21 protein-coding genes are annotated in these 20,667 nt (G+C 62.6%); 4 read left to right on the top strand and 17 right to left on the bottom strand.

Annotation, left to right across the window (positions count from 1 at the left end):
• Positions 1–3: 3 nt before the first annotated feature.
• From lpxK to VC352_RS16995, 4 genes are all read right to left on the bottom strand, one after another.
• On the bottom strand, positions 4–1,005 hold the full coding sequence (gene lpxK, locus VC352_RS16980) for a tetraacyldisaccharide 4'-kinase (protein WP_322980710.1): 1,002 nt from the start codon (positions 1,003–1,005) through the stop codon (positions 4–6).
• Positions 1,006–1,434: an ExbD/TolR family protein gene (locus VC352_RS16985; RefSeq protein ID WP_159972580.1), complete on the bottom strand. Its 429-nt coding sequence runs from the start codon at positions 1,432–1,434 to the stop codon at positions 1,006–1,008.
• Complete coding sequence (locus VC352_RS16990; protein WP_322980711.1) at positions 1,431–2,063, bottom strand: MotA/TolQ/ExbB proton channel family protein; 633 nt, start codon at positions 2,061–2,063, stop codon at positions 1,431–1,433. The genes VC352_RS16985 and VC352_RS16990 overlap by 4 nt, the downstream gene beginning before the upstream one ends.
• Before the next feature lie 72 nt (positions 2,064–2,135).
• Positions 2,136–4,361 carry a DNA internalization-related competence protein ComEC/Rec2 gene (locus tag VC352_RS16995; protein WP_322980712.1) on the bottom strand — a complete coding sequence of 742 codons (2,226 nt, stop codon included), beginning with the start codon at positions 4,359–4,361 and terminating at the stop codon, positions 2,136–2,138.
• Positions 4,362–4,478: 117 nt separating this feature from the next.
• Between VC352_RS16995 and VC352_RS17000 the strand changes: the two genes are divergently transcribed.
• Positions 4,479–5,003, top strand: a complete 525-nt coding sequence (locus tag VC352_RS17000; protein WP_322980713.1) for a DUF2062 domain-containing protein — start codon at positions 4,479–4,481, stop codon at positions 5,001–5,003.
• Positions 5,004–5,039: 36 nt separating this feature from the next.
• On the opposite strand, the gene VC352_RS17005 is transcribed toward VC352_RS17000, so the two are convergent.
• The 3 genes from VC352_RS17005 to VC352_RS17015 are packed head-to-tail and all read right to left on the bottom strand — an operon-like array spanning position 5,040 to position 8,237.
• A complete protein-coding gene (locus VC352_RS17005; protein WP_322980714.1) occupies positions 5,040–6,284 on the bottom strand; it encodes a lipoprotein-releasing ABC transporter permease subunit in 1,245 nt (414 codons plus the stop codon).
• Positions 6,284–6,970 carry a lipoprotein-releasing ABC transporter ATP-binding protein LolD gene (gene lolD / locus VC352_RS17010; protein ID WP_322980839.1) on the bottom strand — a complete coding sequence of 229 codons (687 nt, stop codon included), beginning with the start codon at positions 6,968–6,970 and terminating at the stop codon, positions 6,284–6,286. Before lolD ends, VC352_RS17005 begins: the two co-directional genes overlap by 1 nt.
• Before the next feature lie 19 nt (positions 6,971–6,989).
• Positions 6,990–8,237: a lipoprotein-releasing ABC transporter permease subunit gene (locus tag VC352_RS17015; protein WP_322980715.1), complete on the bottom strand. Its 1,248-nt coding sequence runs from the start codon at positions 8,235–8,237 to the stop codon at positions 6,990–6,992.
• Positions 8,238–8,376: 139 nt separating this feature from the next.
• Here VC352_RS17015 and VC352_RS17020 point away from each other — a divergent pair, with 139 nt between their 5' ends.
• From VC352_RS17020 to VC352_RS17030, 3 genes are read left to right on the top strand one after another with little or no spacing between them, the layout of a single operon-like run.
• Entirely contained in the window at positions 8,377–8,943 is a 567-nt protein-coding gene (locus VC352_RS17020) for a PilZ domain-containing protein (RefSeq protein ID WP_322980716.1), read from the top strand.
• A 20-nt stretch (positions 8,944–8,963) separates the two neighbouring features.
• Complete coding sequence (locus VC352_RS17025; protein ID WP_322980717.1) at positions 8,964–9,266, top strand: phosphodiesterase; 303 nt, start codon at positions 8,964–8,966, stop codon at positions 9,264–9,266.
• Positions 9,263–9,982 (top strand): glycerophosphodiester phosphodiesterase, encoded by a 720-nt coding sequence (locus VC352_RS17030; protein WP_322980718.1) that lies wholly within the window; start codon positions 9,263–9,265, stop codon positions 9,980–9,982. Before VC352_RS17025 ends, VC352_RS17030 begins: the two co-directional genes overlap by 4 nt.
• Positions 9,983–10,210: 228 nt before the next feature.
• Here VC352_RS17030 and sthA read toward each other — a convergent pair whose 3' ends face one another.
• The 10 genes from sthA to VC352_RS17080 form a co-directional block, all read right to left on the bottom strand.
• The gene (gene sthA / locus VC352_RS17035) at positions 10,211–11,605 is read right to left on the bottom strand and encodes a Si-specific NAD(P)(+) transhydrogenase (RefSeq protein ID WP_159972570.1); all 1,395 of its coding nucleotides are present in this window, start codon (positions 11,603–11,605) and stop codon (positions 10,211–10,213) included.
• Between the two features lie 97 nt (positions 11,606–11,702).
• On the bottom strand, positions 11,703–11,933 hold the full coding sequence (nqrM, locus tag VC352_RS17040) for a (Na+)-NQR maturation NqrM (RefSeq protein WP_159972569.1): 231 nt from the start codon (positions 11,931–11,933) through the stop codon (positions 11,703–11,705).
• Complete coding sequence (locus VC352_RS17045; RefSeq protein ID WP_416340197.1) at positions 11,930–12,955, bottom strand: FAD:protein FMN transferase; 1,026 nt, start codon at positions 12,953–12,955, stop codon at positions 11,930–11,932. The genes nqrM and VC352_RS17045 overlap by 4 nt, the downstream gene beginning before the upstream one ends.
• Positions 12,956–12,957: 2 nt before the next feature.
• Positions 12,958–14,181, bottom strand: a complete 1,224-nt coding sequence (gene nqrF, locus VC352_RS17050) for an NADH:ubiquinone reductase (Na(+)-transporting) subunit F (protein ID WP_322980719.1) — start codon at positions 14,179–14,181, stop codon at positions 12,958–12,960.
• 15 nt (positions 14,182–14,196) lie between these two features.
• Entirely contained in the window at positions 14,197–14,805 is a 609-nt protein-coding gene (gene nqrE, locus VC352_RS17055) for an NADH:ubiquinone reductase (Na(+)-transporting) subunit E (RefSeq protein WP_159972566.1), read from the bottom strand.
• On the bottom strand, positions 14,805–15,479 hold the full coding sequence (locus tag VC352_RS17060; RefSeq protein ID WP_322980841.1) for an NADH:ubiquinone reductase (Na(+)-transporting) subunit D: 675 nt from the start codon (positions 15,477–15,479) through the stop codon (positions 14,805–14,807). The genes nqrE and VC352_RS17060 overlap by 1 nt, the downstream gene beginning before the upstream one ends.
• Entirely contained in the window at positions 15,476–16,264 is a 789-nt protein-coding gene (locus tag VC352_RS17065; RefSeq protein WP_322980720.1) for a Na(+)-translocating NADH-quinone reductase subunit C, read from the bottom strand. The genes VC352_RS17060 and VC352_RS17065 overlap by 4 nt, the downstream gene beginning before the upstream one ends.
• The gene (locus VC352_RS17070; RefSeq protein ID WP_322980721.1) at positions 16,257–17,468 is read right to left on the bottom strand and encodes an NADH:ubiquinone reductase (Na(+)-transporting) subunit B; all 1,212 of its coding nucleotides are present in this window, start codon (positions 17,466–17,468) and stop codon (positions 16,257–16,259) included. The genes VC352_RS17065 and VC352_RS17070 overlap by 8 nt, the downstream gene beginning before the upstream one ends.
• A gap of 3 nt (positions 17,469–17,471) precedes the next feature.
• Entirely contained in the window at positions 17,472–18,809 is a 1,338-nt protein-coding gene (locus VC352_RS17075; RefSeq protein ID WP_322980722.1) for a Na(+)-translocating NADH-quinone reductase subunit A, read from the bottom strand.
• Positions 18,810–19,088: 279 nt separating this feature from the next.
• Positions 19,089–20,555: a glyceraldehyde-3-phosphate dehydrogenase gene (locus VC352_RS17080; protein WP_322980723.1), complete on the bottom strand. Its 1,467-nt coding sequence runs from the start codon at positions 20,553–20,555 to the stop codon at positions 19,089–19,091.
• Between the last annotated feature and the right edge of the window lie 112 nt (positions 20,556–20,667).

The following is a 20,667-nucleotide window of genomic DNA, read 5'->3' on the forward strand; positions in this document are numbered from 1 at the left end:
TCATCACGACCCCGGTATGAGGCGGGCCAGTTCCTTGTCCAACCAGTCGACGAAGGCCGGCGTAGGCACGGCATCGACGGCCAGGTACCACCAGTCGGCGGCGGCGAAGGCCCGGCATTTCACCGCATCCTTCTCCGTCATCAGCAGCGGCAGCGATGGCTCGAAGCTGAGCTGCGCCACGTCGTACTGGGCATGGTCGGCGAAGGGGTGCGGAACCGGGCGCCAGTTTAGCGCTTCGAGGGTATTGAAGAAACGCTGCGGGTTGCCGATTCCGGCCACCGCATGCACGGCCTGCCCGGCCGGGAAATGCTCGAGCCCTACCCGCTCGCCAGTGGCCAGGTTGACCAGCGCCGAAGGCTGCAGGCGGAAGGCAAATCCATCGGGGCGATCTGACTCGGCGCCGTTGAACAGCACGGCATCGACGTTTTCCAGGCGTTCGGCTGGCTCGCGCAGTGGCCCGGCAGGCAGGCAGCGACCATTGCCCAGGCCACGGGCGGCATCGATCAACACCAGCTCCAGATCACGCGCCAGGCGATAGTGCTGCAAACCGTCGTCGCAAAGAATCAGATCCAGCGATTCTTCGGCCAACAGCGCACGCACCGCGCGGCTGCGATCCGGATCGATCATCAAGGGTACGCCCGTGCGCTGCACGATCAGCAATGGCTCGTCACCGGCCTGCGCCGCCGGCTGATCGGCACGCACGCGCCACGGCAGACTCGGTGGCGTAGCGCCATAACCCCGGCTGACCACGCCGACCTTGAGACCACGGGCGCGGCAGTGTTCGATAAGAAAGAGGATCAGCGGCGTCTTGCCGGTGCCGCCGACGGTGATGTTGCCCACCACCAGCACCGGCACGGGCGCGCGGTAGATGTCGCCCTCGCCCGCCAGAAACCGGGCGCGCTTGCCCTGCACCACGCGGCGATACAGGCACTCCAGCGGGCGCAGCAGCGCCAGCGCCGGATGGCCACGATACCAAGCCTCGAGCAGACGATCGGCAACAGTCACTTAAGGGGCTTCCTGCGCTTCCACCGTGGTGATGCGCAGGTGCGCGAAGCCCAGTTTGCCGGCCGCGTCCATGGCGGTGATCACCGCCTGGTGCGGAGTCTTGCCATCGGCACTGATAATCAGCGGCAGACTGTTGTCGCCAGCGGATTCCTTCTGCATCGCTGCCATCAGATTTTTCAGGTTGCTTTCCAGCAGCGCATTGCCATTGACCGAATAACCACCATCGGCGCCGATCAGCACTTCGATCTGCTTGAGCTCGGTCTGCTCCGGCGGCGTGCCACTGGCGGCCTCGGGCAGGTCGACCTTGAGCTGGGTCTCGCGGGTGAAGGTAGTGGTGACCACGAAGAACAGCAGCAGGATGAATACCACGTCGATCAACGAGGCCAGGTTGATCTCGACGTTTTCCCGCGGTTTGCGCCGGAATTTCACGCCTTTTCCTCGCCGAGGTCGACGTCGCGATCGCCCTGCACCATTTCCACCAGCTTGATCGCCTCCTGCTCCATGCCCACCACCAGCTCATCGACACGACGCTGCAGATAACGGTGGAAGAACAGTGCCGGAATCGCCACGAACAGACCCGAAGCGGTGGTGATCAGCGCCTTGGAGATACCGCCGGCGAGGATGGCCGCATTACCGGTGCCGTTGCCCATGAAGGAGCTGAAAATGTCGATCATGCCCAGCACGGTGCCGAGCAGACCCAGCAGCGGTGCGATACCGGCTATGGTGCCGAGGGCATTGAGGTAGCGCTCCAGATCGTGGATGACGCGAGCGGCGGCCTCCTCGATGCATTCCTTCATGATCTCGCGACCATGCTTGGAGTTGGCCAGGCCGGCAGCGAGGATCTGCCCCAGCGGCGAATCTTCGCGCAGTTCCTTGAGCTTCTGGTTGTTGAGCTTCTTGTCCTTGATCCAGCGCCACACCTGGGCCAGCAGGTTGGCCGGTGTGACGCGGGCGGGCCGCAGAGTCCACAGGCGTTCGGCGATAATGCCAGCAGCGGCGATGGAGCAGAGAATGATCGGCAGCATCATCCAGCCGCCAGCTTTGACCAGTTCCCACACGGTAGTGAATCCCCCTCGAAAAAGTCGCGCCACTCTAGCATAGGGTGCAGTGCCCGCCGAACGCCGCCGTTCTCATTTTTCCCGCCAGAAGCGCGCCTGTTCTCGCAGGCCATGGGCGCGAGTCTGTGCGCCCAGAGTTATTTGCAGTGCGCCGTTCAAGGCGGTGTCCTGCAGCTCGGCGCCAACCTGGCGGTAGCGCGCCAGAACCGATGGATGCGGATGGCCGAAATGATTGTGCCGCCCGCGCGAGATCAGCGCCTGACTGGGCGAAAGCGCCTCGACGAAAGCCTGGCTCGACGAAGTGCGACTGCCATGATGCGGCGCCAGCAGCCAGTGCACCGGGCGTGGCAGGTCGGTGGCGAGCAAGGCGGCCTCGGCCTGGACGTCGATATCACCAGTCAGCAACAGGCGTTCGCCTGCGGCCTCGACCAGCAGCACGCAGGAGCGCTGATTGCCTGTCGTGCCTTGCGCCCACTGCCAGAGCGTGAAGGTCACGCCGTCCCATTGCCAACGCTGGCCGGAGGCACAGGCCTCGGCCAGGCGCGCCGAAGCACCGCGCTCGGGTTCACCACTGATCAGCCTATCGACCGGCAGCCCCGCCATGATCGCGCCGGCGCCACCGGCATGATCGGTGTCGGCATGGCTGAGCAGCAGCATGTCGAGTCGACGCACATTCAATGCACGCAACGACGGCAACACCACACGCTCACCCACATCGAAATCGCCGAAACGCGGTCCGGCGTCGTACAGCAGTCTGTGCTCGCGGGTACGTACCAGCACCGACAGCCCCTGGCCGACATCGAACAGCCACACCTCCGCCCTGCTCTGTTCAGGCGCCTCGGCCGGCAGCAGCAACGCTGGTAACAGCAGTGCGGCGCCCGGCAAACGCAGGGCAACGCCGGCCGGCAGCAACAGCAGCAAAACGCCCAGCACGAGCATCAGCCACGCCCACAACGGCAGCTTGCTCGGCAGCCAGGCCGGCATCCAGGCAGCGATGAGCGCCAGTAGCTCGAACAACAGGTTCAGCGCGCCGCCGGCCAACCACAGCAGCCCATCCCCCAGCAGTGGAATCGGCAACAGCAAGGTACCGAGCAAGGCCATGGGCACCACCAGCAGGCTGACCCAGGGCACCGCGACAAGATTGGCCAAAGGCCCACTGATGCTCACCGGCAAGCCCAGCGCCAGCATCATCGGTAGCAGGCCGACGGCCATGGCCCACTGCGCGCGCGTGAGGCTGCGCCACCAGCCCCAACGCCCCAAACGGCCACCAAAGATCAGCACCAGCAGCGCCACGGCCGAGAAGGACAACCAGAACCCCGGCTGCAGGGAGGCCAGCGGCTCGAGCAACAGCACCACCAGCAAGGCCACCAACAATGGCCAACCCGCGCCAAGATGGCGAAAGCGCAGGCGCCACAGCAGTACCAGGGCAACCATCACGCAGGCGCGCCTGACCGGCACCTCGAAACCGGCGAGCGCACCGTAGAACAACGCCCCGCACAGGGCCAGCAGGCAGGCACAAGGCAGCCAGGGCAAACGCGCGGGCCACCAGCCACGTTTGGCCAGACCAGCCACCAGCAGATAGAGGAAGCCGGACAGCAGCGCGATGTGCTGCCCGGAAATGACCATCAGGTGCACCGTGCCGGTGTGCTGCAACAGGCGCCAGTCCTCAGTGCTGAGCCCGGAGCCGTCGCCCAGCACCAGCGCCGCCAGCCCACCCTCACGGCCGAATGCCGGGTTGGCCAGCAGGCGCTGGCGCAAGGCGTCGCGCCAGCTCGCCCAGCCTGTTGCCTCGCTCAGACGCTGGCCGGACTTGATGGTGCCTGTGCCGCCGATTCGCTGGGCCAGCAGCCAGGCTTCATAGTCGAAGCCCTGCGGATTGACCAGCCCCTGCGGACGCTTGAGATTGACGGCCAGCCGCCAGCGCTCCCCCGCCTGCAGCCGTGGCCCGCCATACCAGGCCAGACGCAGGCGCTGGGGCAATTGCGCGCGACGCGACAGCGCGTCCTCGAATTCGAAACGCACCACGCCCTCACCCACCTCGGGCAGCCCGGCGACTCGCCCCTCGATCCACAGGGTTCGACCATCGAGCGCTGGCGCCAGGCGATCATCCAGCGCCGATTGCGCCGACAGGCAGGCCCAGGCAAAGCCAAGCAGAAAAAAACCCACGAGATACACACGGGTAAACAGCAGCAAGACCGCGAAAGCGGCTGCCGCAAGCAGCCACGCGTACGGTGGCAAGGCGGGTAGAACAGGCAGGGTCAGCAGACCGGCTGCCAACGCGAGCATCCCTGTGCGCATCGACGCTCCTTCGTCGCGGGGCACGCAGGCAGCGTGCACTTGCGGTCACAATATCGTCAGGCCAATGGTCATCAATCCGGGCATAATGCCAGGGCTTCCGCTTGCCAGAGTCTCTTCATGCCGCGTCGTCTCTTCAAACGCTACATGCCTTCCCCTGACAGCATCAAGGGCAACAAGTCCCTGCGCTTTCTCGGCACCCTGATCCATGACCCGAATCTCTGGCACCTGAACCGCCACTCGGTCGCGCGCGCCATGGCTGTGGGGCTGTTCTGGGCGATGATTCCCATGCCGATGCAGATGCTCGCGGCCGCCGCTGTGGCCATTCCACTGCGCGCCAATCTGCCGATTTCCATTGGCCTGGTCTGGCTGACCAACCCCATCACCATGCCGCCGGTGTTCTACTGCAGTTACAAGCTGGGCGCCTGGCTCAGCGATACGCCAACCATGCGCATGCCCGAACACCTGACGCTGGAGTGGATGACGGCGGAATTGACGCACCTGTGGAAACCGCTCTATCTCGGCTCGTTCGTCGCCGGTGTGGTGCTAGCCGTTCTGGGCTATTGCCTGACCATGCTCTACTGGCGCTGGTGGGTACAGCGTAGCTGGCGCAAGCGCCAGGAGAGCCGGAAACAACGGTTGTAAGCTGCAAGCCTCGCAGGCCTGCAGCTTACCGCTGACTTATTCGTAGCGCAGCGCCTCGGCGGGCTGCACCTGGGCGGCACGCCAGGAGGGATAGAGCGTGGCCAGGAAGCTGAGGATCAAGGCCGCCGAGCAGATCAGCGCAACATCCAGCCATTGCAGATCCGACGGCAGGCTGTTGATGAAGTAGACGTCGGAGCTCAGCACGCGCTCCCCTGCGAAGGACTCCAGCCAGGCCACCAGCGCACTGACGTTGAGCGCCGCGAGCACGCCGAGTACGCCACCGATCAGTGTGCCGACCACACCGATCACCGATCCCTGCACCATGAAGATCGCCATGATCTGCCGAGGCGTGGCGCCCAGGGTGCGCAGAATGGCGATGTCACCGCCCTTGTCGGACACCACCATGATCAACGTGGCGATGATGTTGAACGCCGCCACCGCGACGATCAGCAGCAACAGCAGACCGATCATGGTCTTTTCCATCTTCATCGCACTGAACAAGCTGCCCTGAGTGTGCGTCCAGTCGTCGGCGCGGTAGCCGCTACCCAGCTCGGCGACCAGCGCCTTGGACACCTGCGGCGCCTGGTACAAATCCTTCAGCGCCAGGCGAATGCCCGGCACCGTGCCGTCCGGCAGGCGCTGCAAGGTAGCGGCATCGGCGACGTTGATCAGTGCCAGCGAGCTGTCCAGCTCGGCGCCGACCTTGAAGATCGCCGCCACGTTCAGGCGCTGCATGCGCGGCGTGACGCCACCGGGCGCGTTGCTCAGCTCGGGGATGATCAGCGTCAGCTTGTCACCCACCTGCAGGCCGAAGCGACGCGCGGTGATATCGCCGATGACCACGCCGAACTCGCCGGGCTGCAGATTGTTCAGGCTGCCCTGCCGTATGTGATTGGGCAGGATCGATACCTTGGCCTCTTCGTCCGGATCGATGCCGTGAATCTGGATCGGCTGCATCGTGCCGCGATGCGAGAGCATGCCTTCCAGTTCCGCATAAGGCGCAGCCGCCTTCACCTCTGGATTACTCATGGCCTTGGCGGCCAGAGCGCGCCAGTCGGCCACGGGCTCGGCGCCATAGAGCATGGCGTGCGGCACCATGCCGAGGATGCGCGAGCTCATTTCCTTCTGGAAGCCATTCATCACCGACAGCACCACGATCATCGCCAGCACGCCAAGCGCCAGACCGATCATCGAAGTCAGCGAGATGAACGAGATGAAGTGGTTACGGCGCTTGGCCCGCGTGTAGCGGGTGCCGATGAACAGACTTAGCGGACGGAACATCAGATGGCCACCAACTTGCCGTCCTGCAGGCTCAGCACGCGATCCATCTGCCGTGCCAGCTGCATGTCATGGGTCACCACCAGAAACGCGGTGTTGGAATCCTGGCTGAGTTCGCGCATCAGTTCCTGGATGCCTTCGGCGGTGTGCTGGTCGAGGTTGCCGGTAGGCTCGTCGAGCAGCACCAGGCCCGGACGATTGACCAGCGCACGGGCGATGGCCACACGCTGGCGCTCGCCACCAGACAGTTCGGCCGGCTTGTGGTTGAGGCGATGGCCAAGGCCGACCCGCTCCAGCAGCGCGGTGGCACGCTGACGCGCCTCGGGGATCGGCGTCTTGCCGATCAACAGCGGCATGCAGGCATTTTCCAGCGCGGTAAATTCAGCCAGCAGATGGTGAAACTGATAGACGAAGCCCAAGGCGCGGTTACGCAGCAGGCCACGAGCAGTTTCGCTGAGCGCCGACAGTTGCTCACCGGCCAGCCACACACTGCCTTCACTCGGAGTATCCAAGCCACCGAGCATGTTCAGCAGCGTACTTTTGCCCGAGCCGGAACTACCGACGATGGCCACGCGCTCGCCTGGAAAGAGTTCCAGCTCCAGACCATCGAGCACCACCACCGACTCGGGGCCTTCGTCGTAACGCTTGCTCAGGTTGCGGCAACTGAGCACGGCATTGTGCTGTTTCATGGCGTTCGGGTTCATGGATTCACTCATAACGCAGGGCCTCGGCAGGCTGGGTACGCGACGCGCGCCAGGCGGGATACAGGGTGGCGAAGAAACTCAGGAACAAAGCGGCGCTGCAGACCATGATCACGTCGGCGGCCTGCAACTGCGACGGCAGGTAGTCGATGAAGTACACATCGGCATTGAGAAACTTGATCCCCAGCATCCGCTCGATGCCAGCGATCAGCGCACTGACGTTGAGCGCGGCGAGAATGCCCAGCGCCGCGCCGATCAGGGTGCCGACCACACCGATCACCGTGCCCTGCACCATGAAGATGGCCATGATCTGCCGTGGCGTGGCGCCCAGGGTACGCAAGATGGCGATATCGCCCTTCTTGTCGTTCACCACCATCACCAGCGTGGAGATGATGTTGAACGCGGCCACGGCGACGATCAGCAGCAGCAGCAGACCGATCATGGTCTTCTCCATGCGGATGGCCTGGTACAGGTTGCCGTGAGTGCGCGTCCAGTCACGGGCGTAGAAGTCGCCATCCAGGCGCTGGGCAATCTCCCAGGCGGCACGCGGGGCCTGGAACAGGTCGTCGAACTTCAAGCGCAGGCCCTGCACCTGATCCGGTTTCCAGCGCTGCAGGCGTGCCAGGTCGGTAATGTTGGCCAGGGCCAGGCCGCCATCGATCTCGCCAGCACCGACATGGAAGATGCCGACGATGGTGAAGCGCTTCAGTCGCGGGAACATGCCAGCCGGGGTCACCGTGACCTCGGGGGCGACGAAGGTGACCTTGTCACCGACCTTGACGCCCAGCTTGGTCGCGGCCTTGTCGCCGATAATCATGGCGAACTCGCCGGGCGCCAGACTCGCCAGATCACCCTCGCGCAGGAAGTTGTCGATGATCGACACCTTGTGCTCCTGCTCGGGGTCGATGGCGTTGATCAGCGCCTTCTGTACCTTGCCATCGTGGGTCAGCAGGCCCTGCATCTGGGTGAACGGCGCAACTGCCACCACACCCGGATGCTGCTTGACCTGACGCTCCAGCGCCGGCCAGTCGCTCACCGGGGTCGGCGACTCTACCGTAGCGTGCGGGATCATGCCCAACACACGGGTACGCATCTCGTGGTCGAAGCCATTCATCACCGACAGCACCAGGATCATCACCGTCACCCCCAGGGTGAGGCCGAGCATGGAGGTCAGCGAGATGAAGGATACGAAGTGGTTGCGGCGCTTGGCCCGGGTGTAGCGCGTACCGATGAAGACGAACAGAGGTTTGAACATGTCGGGGAGGATTCGGGGAAAGAGGAACGTCCTTGTGGCGGGGCCTGAGCAGCGGCCTTACACTCAGAACCTATGCGAACCCGGCCCTGGCCGGATCGTCAACGAGTTCTCTGACCACCACCGCTGCCATGGGTTCGCCATGTCGACTAACGATGTAGATGATCGCCGCGAATACTACCGTATCGACGATACGATCGCACTGGAATTCAACCAGCTGTCCGGTGCTGCGGCGCACTCCAGCGACGTGCTTCACGACTCATCGCCGCTGTTCAACCTGCTCAGCGACCTGCACCTGATGGACTTCGAGTCGCAGCACCTGCTGCGCCATATCAGCGAGCGCGACCGCACCCTGGCCAGCTACCTCAAGGTGATCAACAAGCGCATCGACCTGCTCGGCCAGGCCATGGCGCAGAGCCTGCTGCGCGACATCGGTACCCCACGGCGGGTATCCCTGTCCGAGGGCGGCATCAGTTTCAACAACCTGCAACCGGTAGCACCGGGCAGCCACCTGGCCATCAAGATGGTGCTGATGCCCCAGGCACTCGGCCTGCTGCTGCGTGCGCAGGTCGTGCATTGCAGCGAGCGCGCGGACGGCCAATACGAGATCGGCACGGAGTTCGAAGCACTGACCGACGCCCAGCGCCAGCTGCTGGCCCGGCACATCCTGCAGAAACAGGCGCTGGAAAGGCGCCAGGCCCGCGAATGACCGTCACCCAAGGAAGCGCCATGCACCGTCTCGCCCTGCTGTTCGCCCTGCTCGCTCCCGGCGCCTTGCTCGCCGACACCCTGACCATCCCCGTCGGTAGCCAGGGCGCGGATATCGATGCAGCCAGCCTGCCGCACAAGGGCGAGTCGAAACGTGCGGTGCTCGAACGCTTCGGCCTGGCCGACGAAGAACATGCGCCCGTCGGCAAACCACCGATCACACGCTGGGACTACCGCGACTTCAGCGTCTACTTCGAATACGACCACGTGATCGACAGCGTACGTCATCATCAGCCACGCCAACCCGCCAAGGAGCAACAGTGACCCTCATTTACGGCCATCGCGGCGCCAAGGGCGAAGCCCCGGAAAATACCCTGGCCAGTTTCCAGCGTTGCCTGGAACATGGCGTCGATCGCTGCGAACTGGATCTGCACCTGTCTCGCGACGGCGAGCTGATGGTCATCCATGACCCGACCCTCAAGCGCACCACCGGCCTGCGCGGCAAGGTGGTCGAACATGCTGCCGCCGAACTGGAACGGTACGACGCGCGCAAGGGTGGCCCGGGCTGGGTGCGCCCCTGCCCCATTCCACGCCTGCAAACCCTGTTCGAACAGTGCGACTTCAAACACTGGCAACTGGAGGTCAAGAGCGCCTCGCGGGTTCGTGCGGCACGTACCGTGCTGGCCATCGCCGAGCTGGCCGAGCGTCATGGCCTGCAGGATCGCATCACCATCACCTCCAGCTCCCGCCAGGTGCTCAAGGCCGCCCGCGAACTGACGCCGCACCTGCAACTCGGGCTGGTGGCCGAATACGCCTGGCTCGACCCACTCAAGGTTGCCGCCCATTACCAGTGCCACCTGCTGGCCCTGAACTGGACGCTGTGCACGCCGGAGCGTTTGCTCAAGGCACAGAAGCAAGGGCTGCATGTGTCGGTGTGGACAGTCAACGAGCCTGCCCTGATGCGCCGCCTGACCGACTTCGGCGTCGACAGCATCATCAGTGATTTCCCCGGCCTGGCGGTGCAAACGCTGCGCGGTTGAGACAACCGACCCGACATGACATAAGGCGGCGGGTTGCACCCACCCTACTCTTGCAGGCCGGGAATACGGCGCCAATTGCATCCCCAAGAACGACAAAACCGGCGCAAGGCCGGTTTTGTCGTTACTGACGCCTGAAAAGCTAGAAACTCTCCCGATTCGGCCAGCGCCAGTCGGAAGCCGCTACCCAGCCTACCTCCCCGACCGGCTCAGGCCGCCGGCCGGTGCCGCTCAAAAAAGCCGGTTGAGGCCGTCGAACGCTGCTACCCGGTAGGCTTCTGCCATGGTCGGGTAGTTGAAGGTGGTGTTGATGAAGTACTTGACCGTGTTGGCCTCGCCCTTCTGGTTCATGATCGCCTGGCCGATGTGGACGATCTCCGAAGCCTGATAGCCGAAGCAGTGCACGCCGAGCACTTCCAGGGTCTCGCGGTGGAAGAGGATCTTCAGCATGCCCACCGGCTCCACCGAGATCTGCGCGCGGGCCATGCCCTTGAAGAAGGCCTTGCCCACTTCGTAGGGCACCTTGGCCTGGGTCAGCTCACGCTCGGTCTTGCCGATGGAGCTGATCTCGGGAATGGTGTAGATGCCGGTCGGTACGTCATCGACGAAGCGCCAGCTACCGTTGTCGACGATGCTGCCGGCCGCAGAACGGCCCTGGTCGGAGGCGGCACTGGCCAGGCTTGGCCAGCCGATCACGTCGCCAGCGGCGTAGATGTTGCTGACCTCGGTGCGGTAATACTCATCCACCTGGATCTGGCCACGGCTGTTGACGCCGATGCCGATGTTCTCCAAGCCCAGCTTGTCGGTGTTGCCGGTACGACCGTTGCACCACAGCAGCGCGTCGGCCTTGATCTTCTTGCCGGACTTGAGGTGCAGGATCACCCCGTTCTCCACCCCTTCGATGCGCTCGTAGTCCTCGTTGTGACGAATCAGCACATTGTTGTTGCGCAGGTGATAGCTGAGCGCATCGGAAATTTCGTCGTCGAGGAAACTGAGCAACTGGTCTCGGTTGTCGATCAGGTCGACCAGCACACCCAGACCGCTGAAGATCGAGGCGTACTCGCAGCCGATCACACCGGCTCCGTAGATGATCAGACGGCGCGGCGTGTGGCCGAGGCTGAGGATGGTGTCGCTATCATAGATACGCGGGTGGTTGAAATCGATATCGGCGGGACGGTAAGGGCGCGAGCCGGTGGCGATGACGACCTGCTTGGCCACCAGTTTTTCCACCACACCATTGAGGCAGACCACTTCGACGGTCTGCTCGTCGGCGAAGCTGGCGGTACCGAAGTAGGTGTCGATGCGGTTGCGCGCGTAGTAGCCGGTGCGCGAGGTGACTTGCTTGGCGATCACCTTCTCGGCGCTTTTCAGCACATCGGGGAAGGAAAACCAGCGCGGCTCGCCGATCTGGCGGAACATCGGGTTGGTGTTGAACTGCATGATCTGCCGCACCGAGTGGCGCAGCGCCTTGGACGGAATAGTGCCAAGGTGGGTGCAGTTACCGCCGACCAGCGGGCGGTTGTCGACAACAGCCACCTTGCGCCCGGCCTTGGCCGCGTTCATCGCCGCGCCCTCGCCCGCCGGGCCGGAGCCCAGCACCACTACGTCATAGTTGTAGACCGCCATGTTTACTCCTCAGATCAGGCCGGAGCGCTTGTGGCGCACCCTCGGCAGGGCCGGCCCAGGTTGGCGGGCCGGCTATCGTTCAATGCTTCGCTCGCACTCAGCGCTTGCTGGCGTCGTAAGCGAGGTCGGTACGCGGCGCTTCGTCCTTGTCGCGGTTCACCTCTTCGCACTTCTCGCGGCTACCGCCACAGATCGAGCATTCCTTTTCGATGCCCAGATTGGCGATACCGCCGCAGGAACCGGCGATGGGCTTGCGCCCCATGATCACACCAATGGCCATCATGCCGACGACCAGCACCATGACCAGAAATACCACCACGAATGTCATTGCTCTTCTCCTGCAGCGAATAGCTGCTCGAATGCGCGCGTGCCCTGCGTGACGAAGCCCTTGCCTTCACGCGTGATGAAAAACGCGGCGATACCATTGCGCTCAGCGAAGGCCATGCCGTCTTCGGGCCCGAGCACCATCAACAGAGTAGACAAGCCATCGGCGCGCAAGGTCGACTGATCGGCTACGGTGACGGCTGCCAGCTTGTGGCGAACCGGGCGCCCGGTCAACGCATCGAGCGTATGCGAATAGCGCTCGCCATTCTCCTCGAAATAGTTGCGGTAATCACCTGAGGTGGAAATACCGTAGCCATCGAGCTGGAGAACTCGCTGGGCGACCCGCTCATCGTCACGTGGTGCTTCAAGGCCGATGCGCCAGTGGCTGCCATCGGGCTTGAGACCGGCGGCCTTGAGTTCACCCGTGGCCTCGACCAGGTAACTGGTGACGCCCAGCTCGCCCAGACGCGCGACAATGCGGTCTACCGCGTAACCGGCGGCGATGCTGTTGAAGTCGACCTGCACGTCGGCGTCCTTGCACAGCTGCTCGCCGTCGATGCGCAGGTGCTGCTGACCGACATGCTGGCGCACCTCGGCCAGCTTGTCCTCGCTCGGCACCGCCTCGCCCTTGCCCCTGGGGCCAAAACCCCAGAGGTCGAGCAACGGCTCCAGCGTCAGGTCGAACGCGCCCTGGCTTTCCTCGTGCAAGCGATCACCGGCACGCACCAGCTCCAGCACACCCTCGGGCATGGTCTGACAGGTACCGGCCGGCGCCTGGTTGAACTGCTCGATCAGCGAATCGTCGCGGTAGGTGGACATCTGCTGGTCGATCTCGGCGAGGATCGCCTCGGTCGCCGCCTTCAGTTCGGTTTGCGGCGCAACGCCGTCGTTGCGCACGTATTTGATCGAATAGGTGCTGCCCATGGTCGGGCCGCCGAACTCTTCGATCCGTTCAGAATGCAAGCAGCCCGTTAGGGCTGCCGCCAGGGCGACAGCGATAACGGGCTGGAGTACAGCTGACTTCATGCTTAACCGCCGAAGTCGTCGAGGAGAATGTTCTCCGGCTCGACGCCCAGATCGGTCAGCATCTTGATCACCGCGGCGTTCATCATGGGCGGGCCGCACATGTAGAACTCGCAATCCTCAGGCGCCTTGTGGCTCTTGAGGTAGTTCTCGTACAGCACATTGTGGATGAAGCCTTTGAGGCCGGTCCAGTTGTCTTCCGGCTGCGGATCGGACAGCGCCAGATGCCACTGGAAGTTCGGGTTCTCGGCCTGCAGCTGATCGTATTCCTCGACGTAGAACGCCTCGCGCAGCGAACGGGCACCGTACCAGAAGCTGATCTTGCGCGTGGATTTCAGGCGCTTGAGCTGGTCGAAGATGTGCGAACGCATCGGCGCCATGCCGGCACCACCGCCGATGAAGACCATCTCGGCATCGGTGTCCTTGGCGAAGAACTCACCGAACGGCCCGTACACGGTGACCTTGTCGCCCGGCTTGAGGCTGAACACCCAGGACGACATCTTGCCCGGCGGCAGGTGATCCTTGCCCGGGGGCGGCGAAGCGATACGGATGTTGAACTTCACCAGGCCGCGCTCTTCCGGGTAGTTGGCCATGGAGTAGGCACGGATAGTGGTTTCATCCACCGTCGACACGTACTTCCACTGGTTGAACTTGTCCCAGTCACCCCGGTATTCGGGCTGAATGTCGAAGTCCTTGTAGTGCACGGTGTGCGGCGGGCATTCGAGCTGCACGTAGCCACCGGCGCGGAAGTTGACGTTCTCGCCTTCCGGTAGTTTCAGCGTCAGTTCCTTGATGAAGGTGGCCACGTTCGGGTTGGACTCGACCGTGCATTCCCACTTCTTCACGCCGAAGACTTCTTCGGGGACTTCGATCTTCATGTCCTGCTTGACAGCGGTCTGGCAGGACAGACGCCAGCCTTCACGGGCTTCGCGCTTGGTGAAGTGCGACTCTTCGGTGGAGAGCATCTCGCCGCCGCCACTTTCCACGATGCACTTGCACTGGGCGCAGGTACCGCCGCCACCGCAGGCCGAGGACAGGAAGACGTTATTGGCGGCCAGAGTTTGCAACAGCTTGCCGCCGGCCGGTACCACGATGGTTTTTTCGCCGTTGATCTCGATGCTCACGTCACCGCTGGAAACCAGCTTGGCGCGGGCGGCGAGAATCATCACCACCAGCGCCAGGACGATGGCGGTGAACATGCCGATGGCGAGGAAGATTTCGTAATTCATCTGTTCATCCTTTCCTTACAGCTGCACGCCGGAGAAGGACATGAAGCCCAGCGACATCAGACCGATGGTGATGAAGGTGATGCCCAGACCCTGCAGGCCGGCCGGCACGTCGCTGTACTTGAGCTTCTCGCGGATGCCCGCCAGCGCAGCGATGGCCAGTGCCCAGGACAGACCCGAGCCGAAGCCGTACACGGTACTTTCCGCCAGGTTGTAGTCACGCTCGACCATGAACAGGGTGCCACCCATGATGGCGCAGTTCACGGTGATCAGCGGCAGGAACACACCCAGGGCGTTGTAGAGCGCCGGGACGTACTTATCCAGCAGCATCTCGAGGATCTGCACGATGGCGGCGATCACGCCGATGTAGCTGAGCAGACCGAGGAAGCTCAGATCCACGTTCGGCAGACCGGCCCAAGCCAGCGCGCCGTCCTTGAGCAGATAGGTGTAGATCAGGTTGTTGGCCGGAACGGTGATGACCTGAACCACGACCACGGCGATACCCAGACCGATCGCAGTCTCTACCTTCTTGGAGATGGCGATGAAGGTGCACATGCCGAGGAAGAAGGCCAGGGCCATGTTCTCGACGAACACCGCCTTGGCCAGCAGGCTTAGATAGTGCTCCATTAGTAGGCCTCCTTGTTGGACACCTGAGGCGCCATCTTGTAGCTCGGTTTCTCGACCTGATCCTTCTTCCAGCTACGCAGTGCCCAGATGAACAGACCGATCAGGAAGAACGCGGACGGTGGCAGCAGCAGCATGCCATTGGGCTGGTACCAGCCGCCGTCGTTGACCACCGAGAACACCTCATAACCCATCAGCTTGCCCGCGCCGAACAGCTCGCGGATCACGCCAAGGGCGACCAGCATGGCGCTGTAGCCGAGGCCGTTACCGATGCCGTCGAAGAACGACAGTACCGGCGGGTTCTGCATGGCAAACGCTTCGGCACGACCCATCACGATGCAGTTGGTGATGATCAGACCGACGAACACCGACAGCTGCTTGGACAGGCTGAAGGCGTAGGCCTTGAGCACCTGATCCACCACGATCACCAGAGACGCGATGATCACCATCTGCACGATCATGCGGATGGAGCTGGGGATCTGGCTGCGAATCATCGAGATGAACAGGTTGGAGAAGGCCGTTACCAGAGTCAGGGCAACGGACATCACCAGCGCGGTCTTCAGGTTCGACGTCACCGCCAGGGCCGAGCAGATCCCGAGGATCTGCAGGCCAATCGGGTTGTTGTTGAATACCGGGTTGAGCAGGACTTCTTTGATAGTCGGCTGCGACATGATCAGGCCTCCCCTGCACGCAGGTTAGCGATAAACGGACCGAAGCCGTTCTGGCCAAGCCAGAACTGCAGCAGGTGACTGACACCGTTGCTGGTCAGGGTCGCGCCAGCCAGAGCATCGACCTGATGCGCAGCTTGCGGACTTTGCGGATCGACACCGCCTTTGACCACTTTCACCGCCAGTTTGCCGTTCTCGTCGAACAGCGTCTTGCCTGGCCATTGGCCCTTCCATTTCGGATTGTCGACTTCACCACCGAGGCCCGGCGTCTCGCCGTGCTGGTAGAAGCCCATGCCGACCACGGTATTGAGGTCGCCCTTGACCGCGATGAAGCCGTACAGGGTCGACCACAGGCCGTAGCCGCGCACCGGCAGAATCAGGGTTTGCACCTGACCGTCCTTCTCCACCATGTAAACGGTGCTGTAATGCTCCTGACGCTTGATACCCGCCACGTCTTCACTGCCCTTGAGAACGGTGGAGAGCTTCGGATCCTTCGCCGCCTTGAGCGGATCGAAGGTCAGCGGGTCGAACGCATCGGAGAATTTACCGGTGCGCAGATCCACCAGCTTGGCGGTGATGGTGCTGTCGAAAATTTCTTTCACCTTGGCCGAGGACATGCCCGGCTCACCCAGGCCAGCGATGGCCAGGATGCTGCGCTGCTTGTCCAGCAGGCGGTTTTCCACCTGGGTCGGCTTCAGGGCGATGGCCGCGCCGGCCACGAACACCGAGCACACCAGGCAGACCAGCAGGGCTACCGTGAGGGTGCGGACGGTGGATTCTTTTTGACTAGACATTACGTGCCAGCCTCCGCTTGATATTGGCCTGAACGACGAAGTGGTCGATCAGCGGTGCGAACAGGTTGGCGAGCAGAATCGCCAGCATCATGCCCTCGGGGAAGGCCGGGTTGACCACACGGATCAGCACGACCATCACACCGATCAGGGCACCGAATATCCATTTACCGGTGTTGGTCATGGAAGCCGATACCGGATCGGTGGCCATGAAGAACATGCCGAAGGCGAAGCCGCCCACCACCAGATGCCAGTACCAGGGCATGGCGAACATCGGGTTAGTGTTCGAACCAATGGTGTTGAACAGCAGGGACAGGCCGATCATGCCCAGCATCACGCCGGCGACGATGCGCCAGGAAGCGATGCGAGTCATCAGCAGGATCAGACCGCCGATGGCGATGGCCAGGGTGCTGGTTTCACCCATGGAGCCGTGAATGGTGCCGATGAAGGCATCCATCCAGGTCACGCCATGGTTGATCACGTTCTCGACGCCGCCGGATGCCGCCAGGCTCAGCGAAGTCGCGCCGGCAAAACCATCGACAGCCGTCCACACCGCATCACCCGACATCTGCGCCGGATAGGCGAAGAACAGGAAGGCACGGCCGGTCAGCGCCGGGTTGAGGAAGTTCTTGCCGGTACCGCCGAACACTTCCTTGCCGATCACCACGCCGAAGCTGATACCCAGAGCCACCTGCCACAGCGGAATGCTCGGCGGCAGGATCAGGGCGAACAGCACGGAGGTGACGAAGAAGCCTTCGTTGACTTCGTGACGACGGATCGAGGCGAACAGCACTTCCCAGAAGCCGCCGACGATGAAGGTCACCGCGTAGACAGGCAGGAAGTAGGCCGCGCCCTGGATGAAGTTGTCCCACAGGCTGTTCGGATCGAAGCCGGCCAGCGAGCCGATCAGGGCGAAGCGCCAGCCTTCTTGCGCCGCCAGCAGATCAGGGCTGTTGGCGAAGATCAGGTTGGCCTGGTAGCCGGTGTTCCACATGCCGAAGAACATGGCCGGGAAGGTGCACAGCCACACGGTGATCATCATGCGCTTGAGGTCGATGCCGTCGCGCACGTGAGCCGTGGTCTTGGTCACGCTACCGGGGCGATAGAAGAAGGTGTCGATCGCCTCGTACAAGGCGTACCACTTCTCGTACTTGCCGCCCTTCTCGAAGTTGTGCTCGATTTTATCGAGGAATGCACGGATACCCATGAGTTAACCCTCCTTCTCGATGCGGGTGAGGTTATCCCGCAGGATCGGGCCATATTCATATTTGCCGGCACAGACGTAGGTGCACAGCGCCAGGTCTTCTTCGTCGAGTTCCAGGCAGCCCAGTTTCTGAGCCATCTCGGTGTCACCGACGATCAGGTAGCGCAAGAGTTGAGTCGGCAGGATGTCCAGTGGCATCACTGCTTCGTAGTTACCCACCGGCACCATGGCACGCGGGCTGCCGTTGGTGGTGGTGGTGAAGTTGAACAGCTTGCCGCTGGCCAGCTTGGACACGAAGATGTTGAGTACCGAGTGCTTGTTAACCCCGGCACGCAGGTAATGCATCATTTCGCGGTCGTTGCCTTCGCTCAGGCAGGACACCTGATTGTGGTAACGCCCGAGGAAAGCAAACGCACCACGCGCCGTACGGCCACCGAAGACCGAACCGGAAATGACGCGATTGACGCCTGGCTGCAGCTCACCGGCGGTGAGTTCCTCCAGGCTGGCGCCCAGGCGGGTGCGCAACAGGCGCGGCTGCTCGGCAACGGGGCCACCCAGCGCGACGACGCGCTCGACGAACAGTTGACCGGTGGTGAACAGCTTGCCCACGGCGATCACGTCCTGATAACCGATCTGCCAAACGCTCTTGCTGGCGCTGACCGGATCGAGGAAATGAATGTGGGTGCCCGGCAGGCCGGCCGGATGCGGGCCGGCGAAGGCTTCGCTCTGTACCTTGGCGACTTTCTCGCCTGGCAGGCTGACGCCTTCGGCCTTGCACAGGAAGACCTTGGCCAGTTGCCCGAGGACTTTCAGACCGTTTTCGAAATCAGTGGCATGTTCAGCGATGATCACCGCAGGATCAGCAGCGAGCGGATGGGTATCGATGGCGGTAACGAAGATCGAACTGGGTACGGCGTCGATGGCCGGCACCTTGCTGAACGGACGGGTGCGCAGGGCAGTCCAGAGACCGGACTGCTGCAGGCTCTCGCGAACCTGGGCATCGCTCAGCGACTCGAGCTGGTCAGCCGCGTACTGGGCGAAGGTCTCCTGCTCGTCGCCATCGATGTCGATGACCACGGACTGCAACACACGCTTCTCGCCGCGATGGATGGCGCTGATCACGCCGGCAGCCGGAGCGGTATAACGCACGCCAGGTGTTTTCTTGTCGGTGAACAGCAGTTGACCGAGTTTCACTCGATCGCCCACTTCCACTTCCATCGTCGGCTTCATCCCGTGATAGTCGAAGCCGATGACGGCGACGCTGCGTACGGGCCTGCCGGCCTCGATACGCTGTGTCGGCGCACCTGTTATGGGCAAATCAAGCCCATGCTTTAGTTTGATCATAGGTCTGCCTAACCACTGATTTAGAAAGCTTCTTATAGGACAGGGGTTGCACTCGAAAACCCAATAGGGCCACCCACGCCTGCGCATTGCGAGCATGAATGTAGGTGCATAACCTGGGTAAAAAACCGCTCAATTATAGAGATGCCCCCCTGCACTGACCACCCAAGCACTTGTTTTTTTGGCGCTTCGGTAACAGTCAGCAACAGACTTGCGCCCCGCCATGAACCGCCAGAAAAGAAAACGGGAGCCTGAGCTCCCGTTTTTCATACTGGCCGCTGATCAGCGGGGAAAGGCAGGCGGGTTGACCCCGGCCATGCCTTCCATCACGCGAACCACCTGGCAGCTGTAACCGAATTCGTTGTCGTACCAGACGTACAGAACTACACGGTTATCGTTGGCGATGGTGGCCTCGGCGTCGACCACACCGGCGTGGCGCGAGCCGACGAAGTCGGTGGACACCACTTCCTGCGAGCTGACGAAGTCGATCTGCTTCTGCAGATCCGAGTGCATGGCCATCTGGCGCAGGTACTCGTTGATTTCTTCGCGGCTGGTGGCCTTCTCCAGGTTCAGGTTGAGGATGGCCATGGACACGTTCGGCGTCGGCACGCGAATGGCGTTGCCGGTCAGCTTGCCCTTGAGCACCGGCAGCGCCTTGGCGGCCGCGGTGGCAGCACCGGTCTCGGTGATGACCATGTTCAGCGCGGCGCTACGACCACGACGACTGCCCTTATGGAAGTTGTCGATCAGGTTCTGGTCGTTGGTGTACGAGTGAACGGTCTCGACGTGACCATTGACGATGCCGTACTTGTCGTTGACCGCCTTGAGCACCGGCACGATGGCGTTGGTGGTGCAGGAAGCTGCGGAGATGATCTTGTCTTCCGGGCTGATCTCGCCATGGTTGATGCCATGCACGATGTTCTTCAACGCGCCCTTGCCCGGAGCGGTCAGCACGACGCGATCCACACCAGGGCACTTGAGGTGCTGGCCCAGGCCTTCGGCGTCACGCCATTTGCCGGTGTTGTCGACCAGCAGGGCGTTCTTGATGCCGTACTGGGTGTAGTCGATCGACGCCGGGTCGTTGGAGTAGATCACCTGGATCAGGTTGCCATTGGCGGTGATGGTGTTGTGCTCTTCGTCGATGGTGATGGTGCCATCGAACTTGCCATGCACCGAGTCACGACGCAGCAGGCTGGCGCGCTTGACCAGGTCGTTGTCGGCGCCCTTGCGCACAACAACGGCACGCAGACGCAGGCCGTCGCCGCCACCAGTCTTCTCGATCAGGATGCGCGCCAGCAGGCGACCGATACGGCCGAAACCGTAGAGCACCACGTCGGTACCTTCACGCGCCGAACCATTCTGCTTGCCAACCACATCGGCCAGCTCGTCCTTGACGAACTGCTCGACGCTGCGGCCAGCACCTTCGGCCTTGAACTTGGCGACCAGCTTGCCCAGGTCGACGGACGCCGCACCGAGCTTCAGTTCGCTCATGGTCTTGAGCATCGGGAAGGTGTCGTGCACGGACAGCTCGGCCTCGTCGGCCAGGCGGTGACGCGCGAAGCGATGGGCCTTGAGAATGTCGATGACCGAACGATTGATCAGGCCACGGCCATAGATCGAGGTCACCACATTGTTGTTGCGGTAGAGCTGACCAATCAGCGGAATCATTGCTTCCGCGAGGGCTTCACGATCGATCCATTCACCGAGACACTGGTCGGGCTTCTGAGTCACGGGCAGTACCTTCCACATGTAGGGGCTGAAAAAAGGGGCTACATTATGACGGTGCGCGCGAGCATGAGCAATGCGCGCCTGTCGCGACTGACATTGACCACCAAGCCCCGCTACAATTCCAGGCCTTTCG

Source organism: Pseudomonas sp. C11, from assembly GCF_034683865.1.
Classification (GTDB): Bacteria; Pseudomonadota; Gammaproteobacteria; order Pseudomonadales; family Pseudomonadaceae; genus Aquipseudomonas.

Bases quoted from the DNA above. Each gene is read 5' to 3' on its own strand.
- nqrE (WP_159972566.1), bottom strand. From the start codon at position 14,805: ATGGAGCACTATCTAAGCCTGCTGGCCAAGGCGGTGTTCGTCGAGAAC.
- nqrM (WP_159972569.1), bottom strand. From the start codon at position 11,933: ATGACATTCGTGGTGGTATTTCTGGTCATGGTGCTGGTCGTCGGCATG.
- VC352_RS17025 (WP_322980717.1), top strand. From the start codon at position 8,964: ATGCACCGTCTCGCCCTGCTGTTCGCCCTGCTCGCTCCCGGCGCCTTG.
- VC352_RS17065 (WP_322980720.1), bottom strand. From the start codon at position 16,264: ATGTCTAGTCAAAAAGAATCCACCGTCCGCACCCTCACGGTAGCCCTG.
- VC352_RS17020 (WP_322980716.1), top strand. From the start codon at position 8,377: ATGTCGACTAACGATGTAGATGATCGCCGCGAATACTACCGTATCGAC.
- VC352_RS16995 (WP_322980712.1), bottom strand. From the start codon at position 4,361: ATGCGCACAGGGATGCTCGCGTTGGCAGCCGGTCTGCTGACCCTGCCT.
- VC352_RS17005 (WP_322980714.1), bottom strand. From the start codon at position 6,284: ATGTTCCGTCCGCTAAGTCTGTTCATCGGCACCCGCTACACGCGGGCC.
- VC352_RS17015 (WP_322980715.1), bottom strand. From the start codon at position 8,237: ATGTTCAAACCTCTGTTCGTCTTCATCGGTACGCGCTACACCCGGGCC.
- sthA (WP_159972570.1), bottom strand. From the start codon at position 11,605: ATGGCGGTCTACAACTATGACGTAGTGGTGCTGGGCTCCGGCCCGGCG.
- VC352_RS17080 (WP_322980723.1), bottom strand. From the start codon at position 20,555: ATGTGGAAGGTACTGCCCGTGACTCAGAAGCCCGACCAGTGTCTCGGT.
- lolD (WP_322980839.1), bottom strand. From the start codon at position 6,970: ATGAAACAGCACAATGCCGTGCTCAGTTGCCGCAACCTGAGCAAGCGT.
- VC352_RS17075 (WP_322980722.1), bottom strand. From the start codon at position 18,809: ATGATCAAACTAAAGCATGGGCTTGATTTGCCCATAACAGGTGCGCCG.
- nqrF (WP_322980719.1), bottom strand. From the start codon at position 14,181: ATGAATTACGAAATCTTCCTCGCCATCGGCATGTTCACCGCCATCGTC.
- VC352_RS17000 (WP_322980713.1), top strand. From the start codon at position 4,479: ATGCCGCGTCGTCTCTTCAAACGCTACATGCCTTCCCCTGACAGCATC.
- VC352_RS17070 (WP_322980721.1), bottom strand. From the start codon at position 17,468: ATGGGTATCCGTGCATTCCTCGATAAAATCGAGCACAACTTCGAGAAG.
- VC352_RS17045 (WP_416340197.1), bottom strand. From the start codon at position 12,955: ATGAAGTCAGCTGTACTCCAGCCCGTTATCGCTGTCGCCCTGGCGGCA.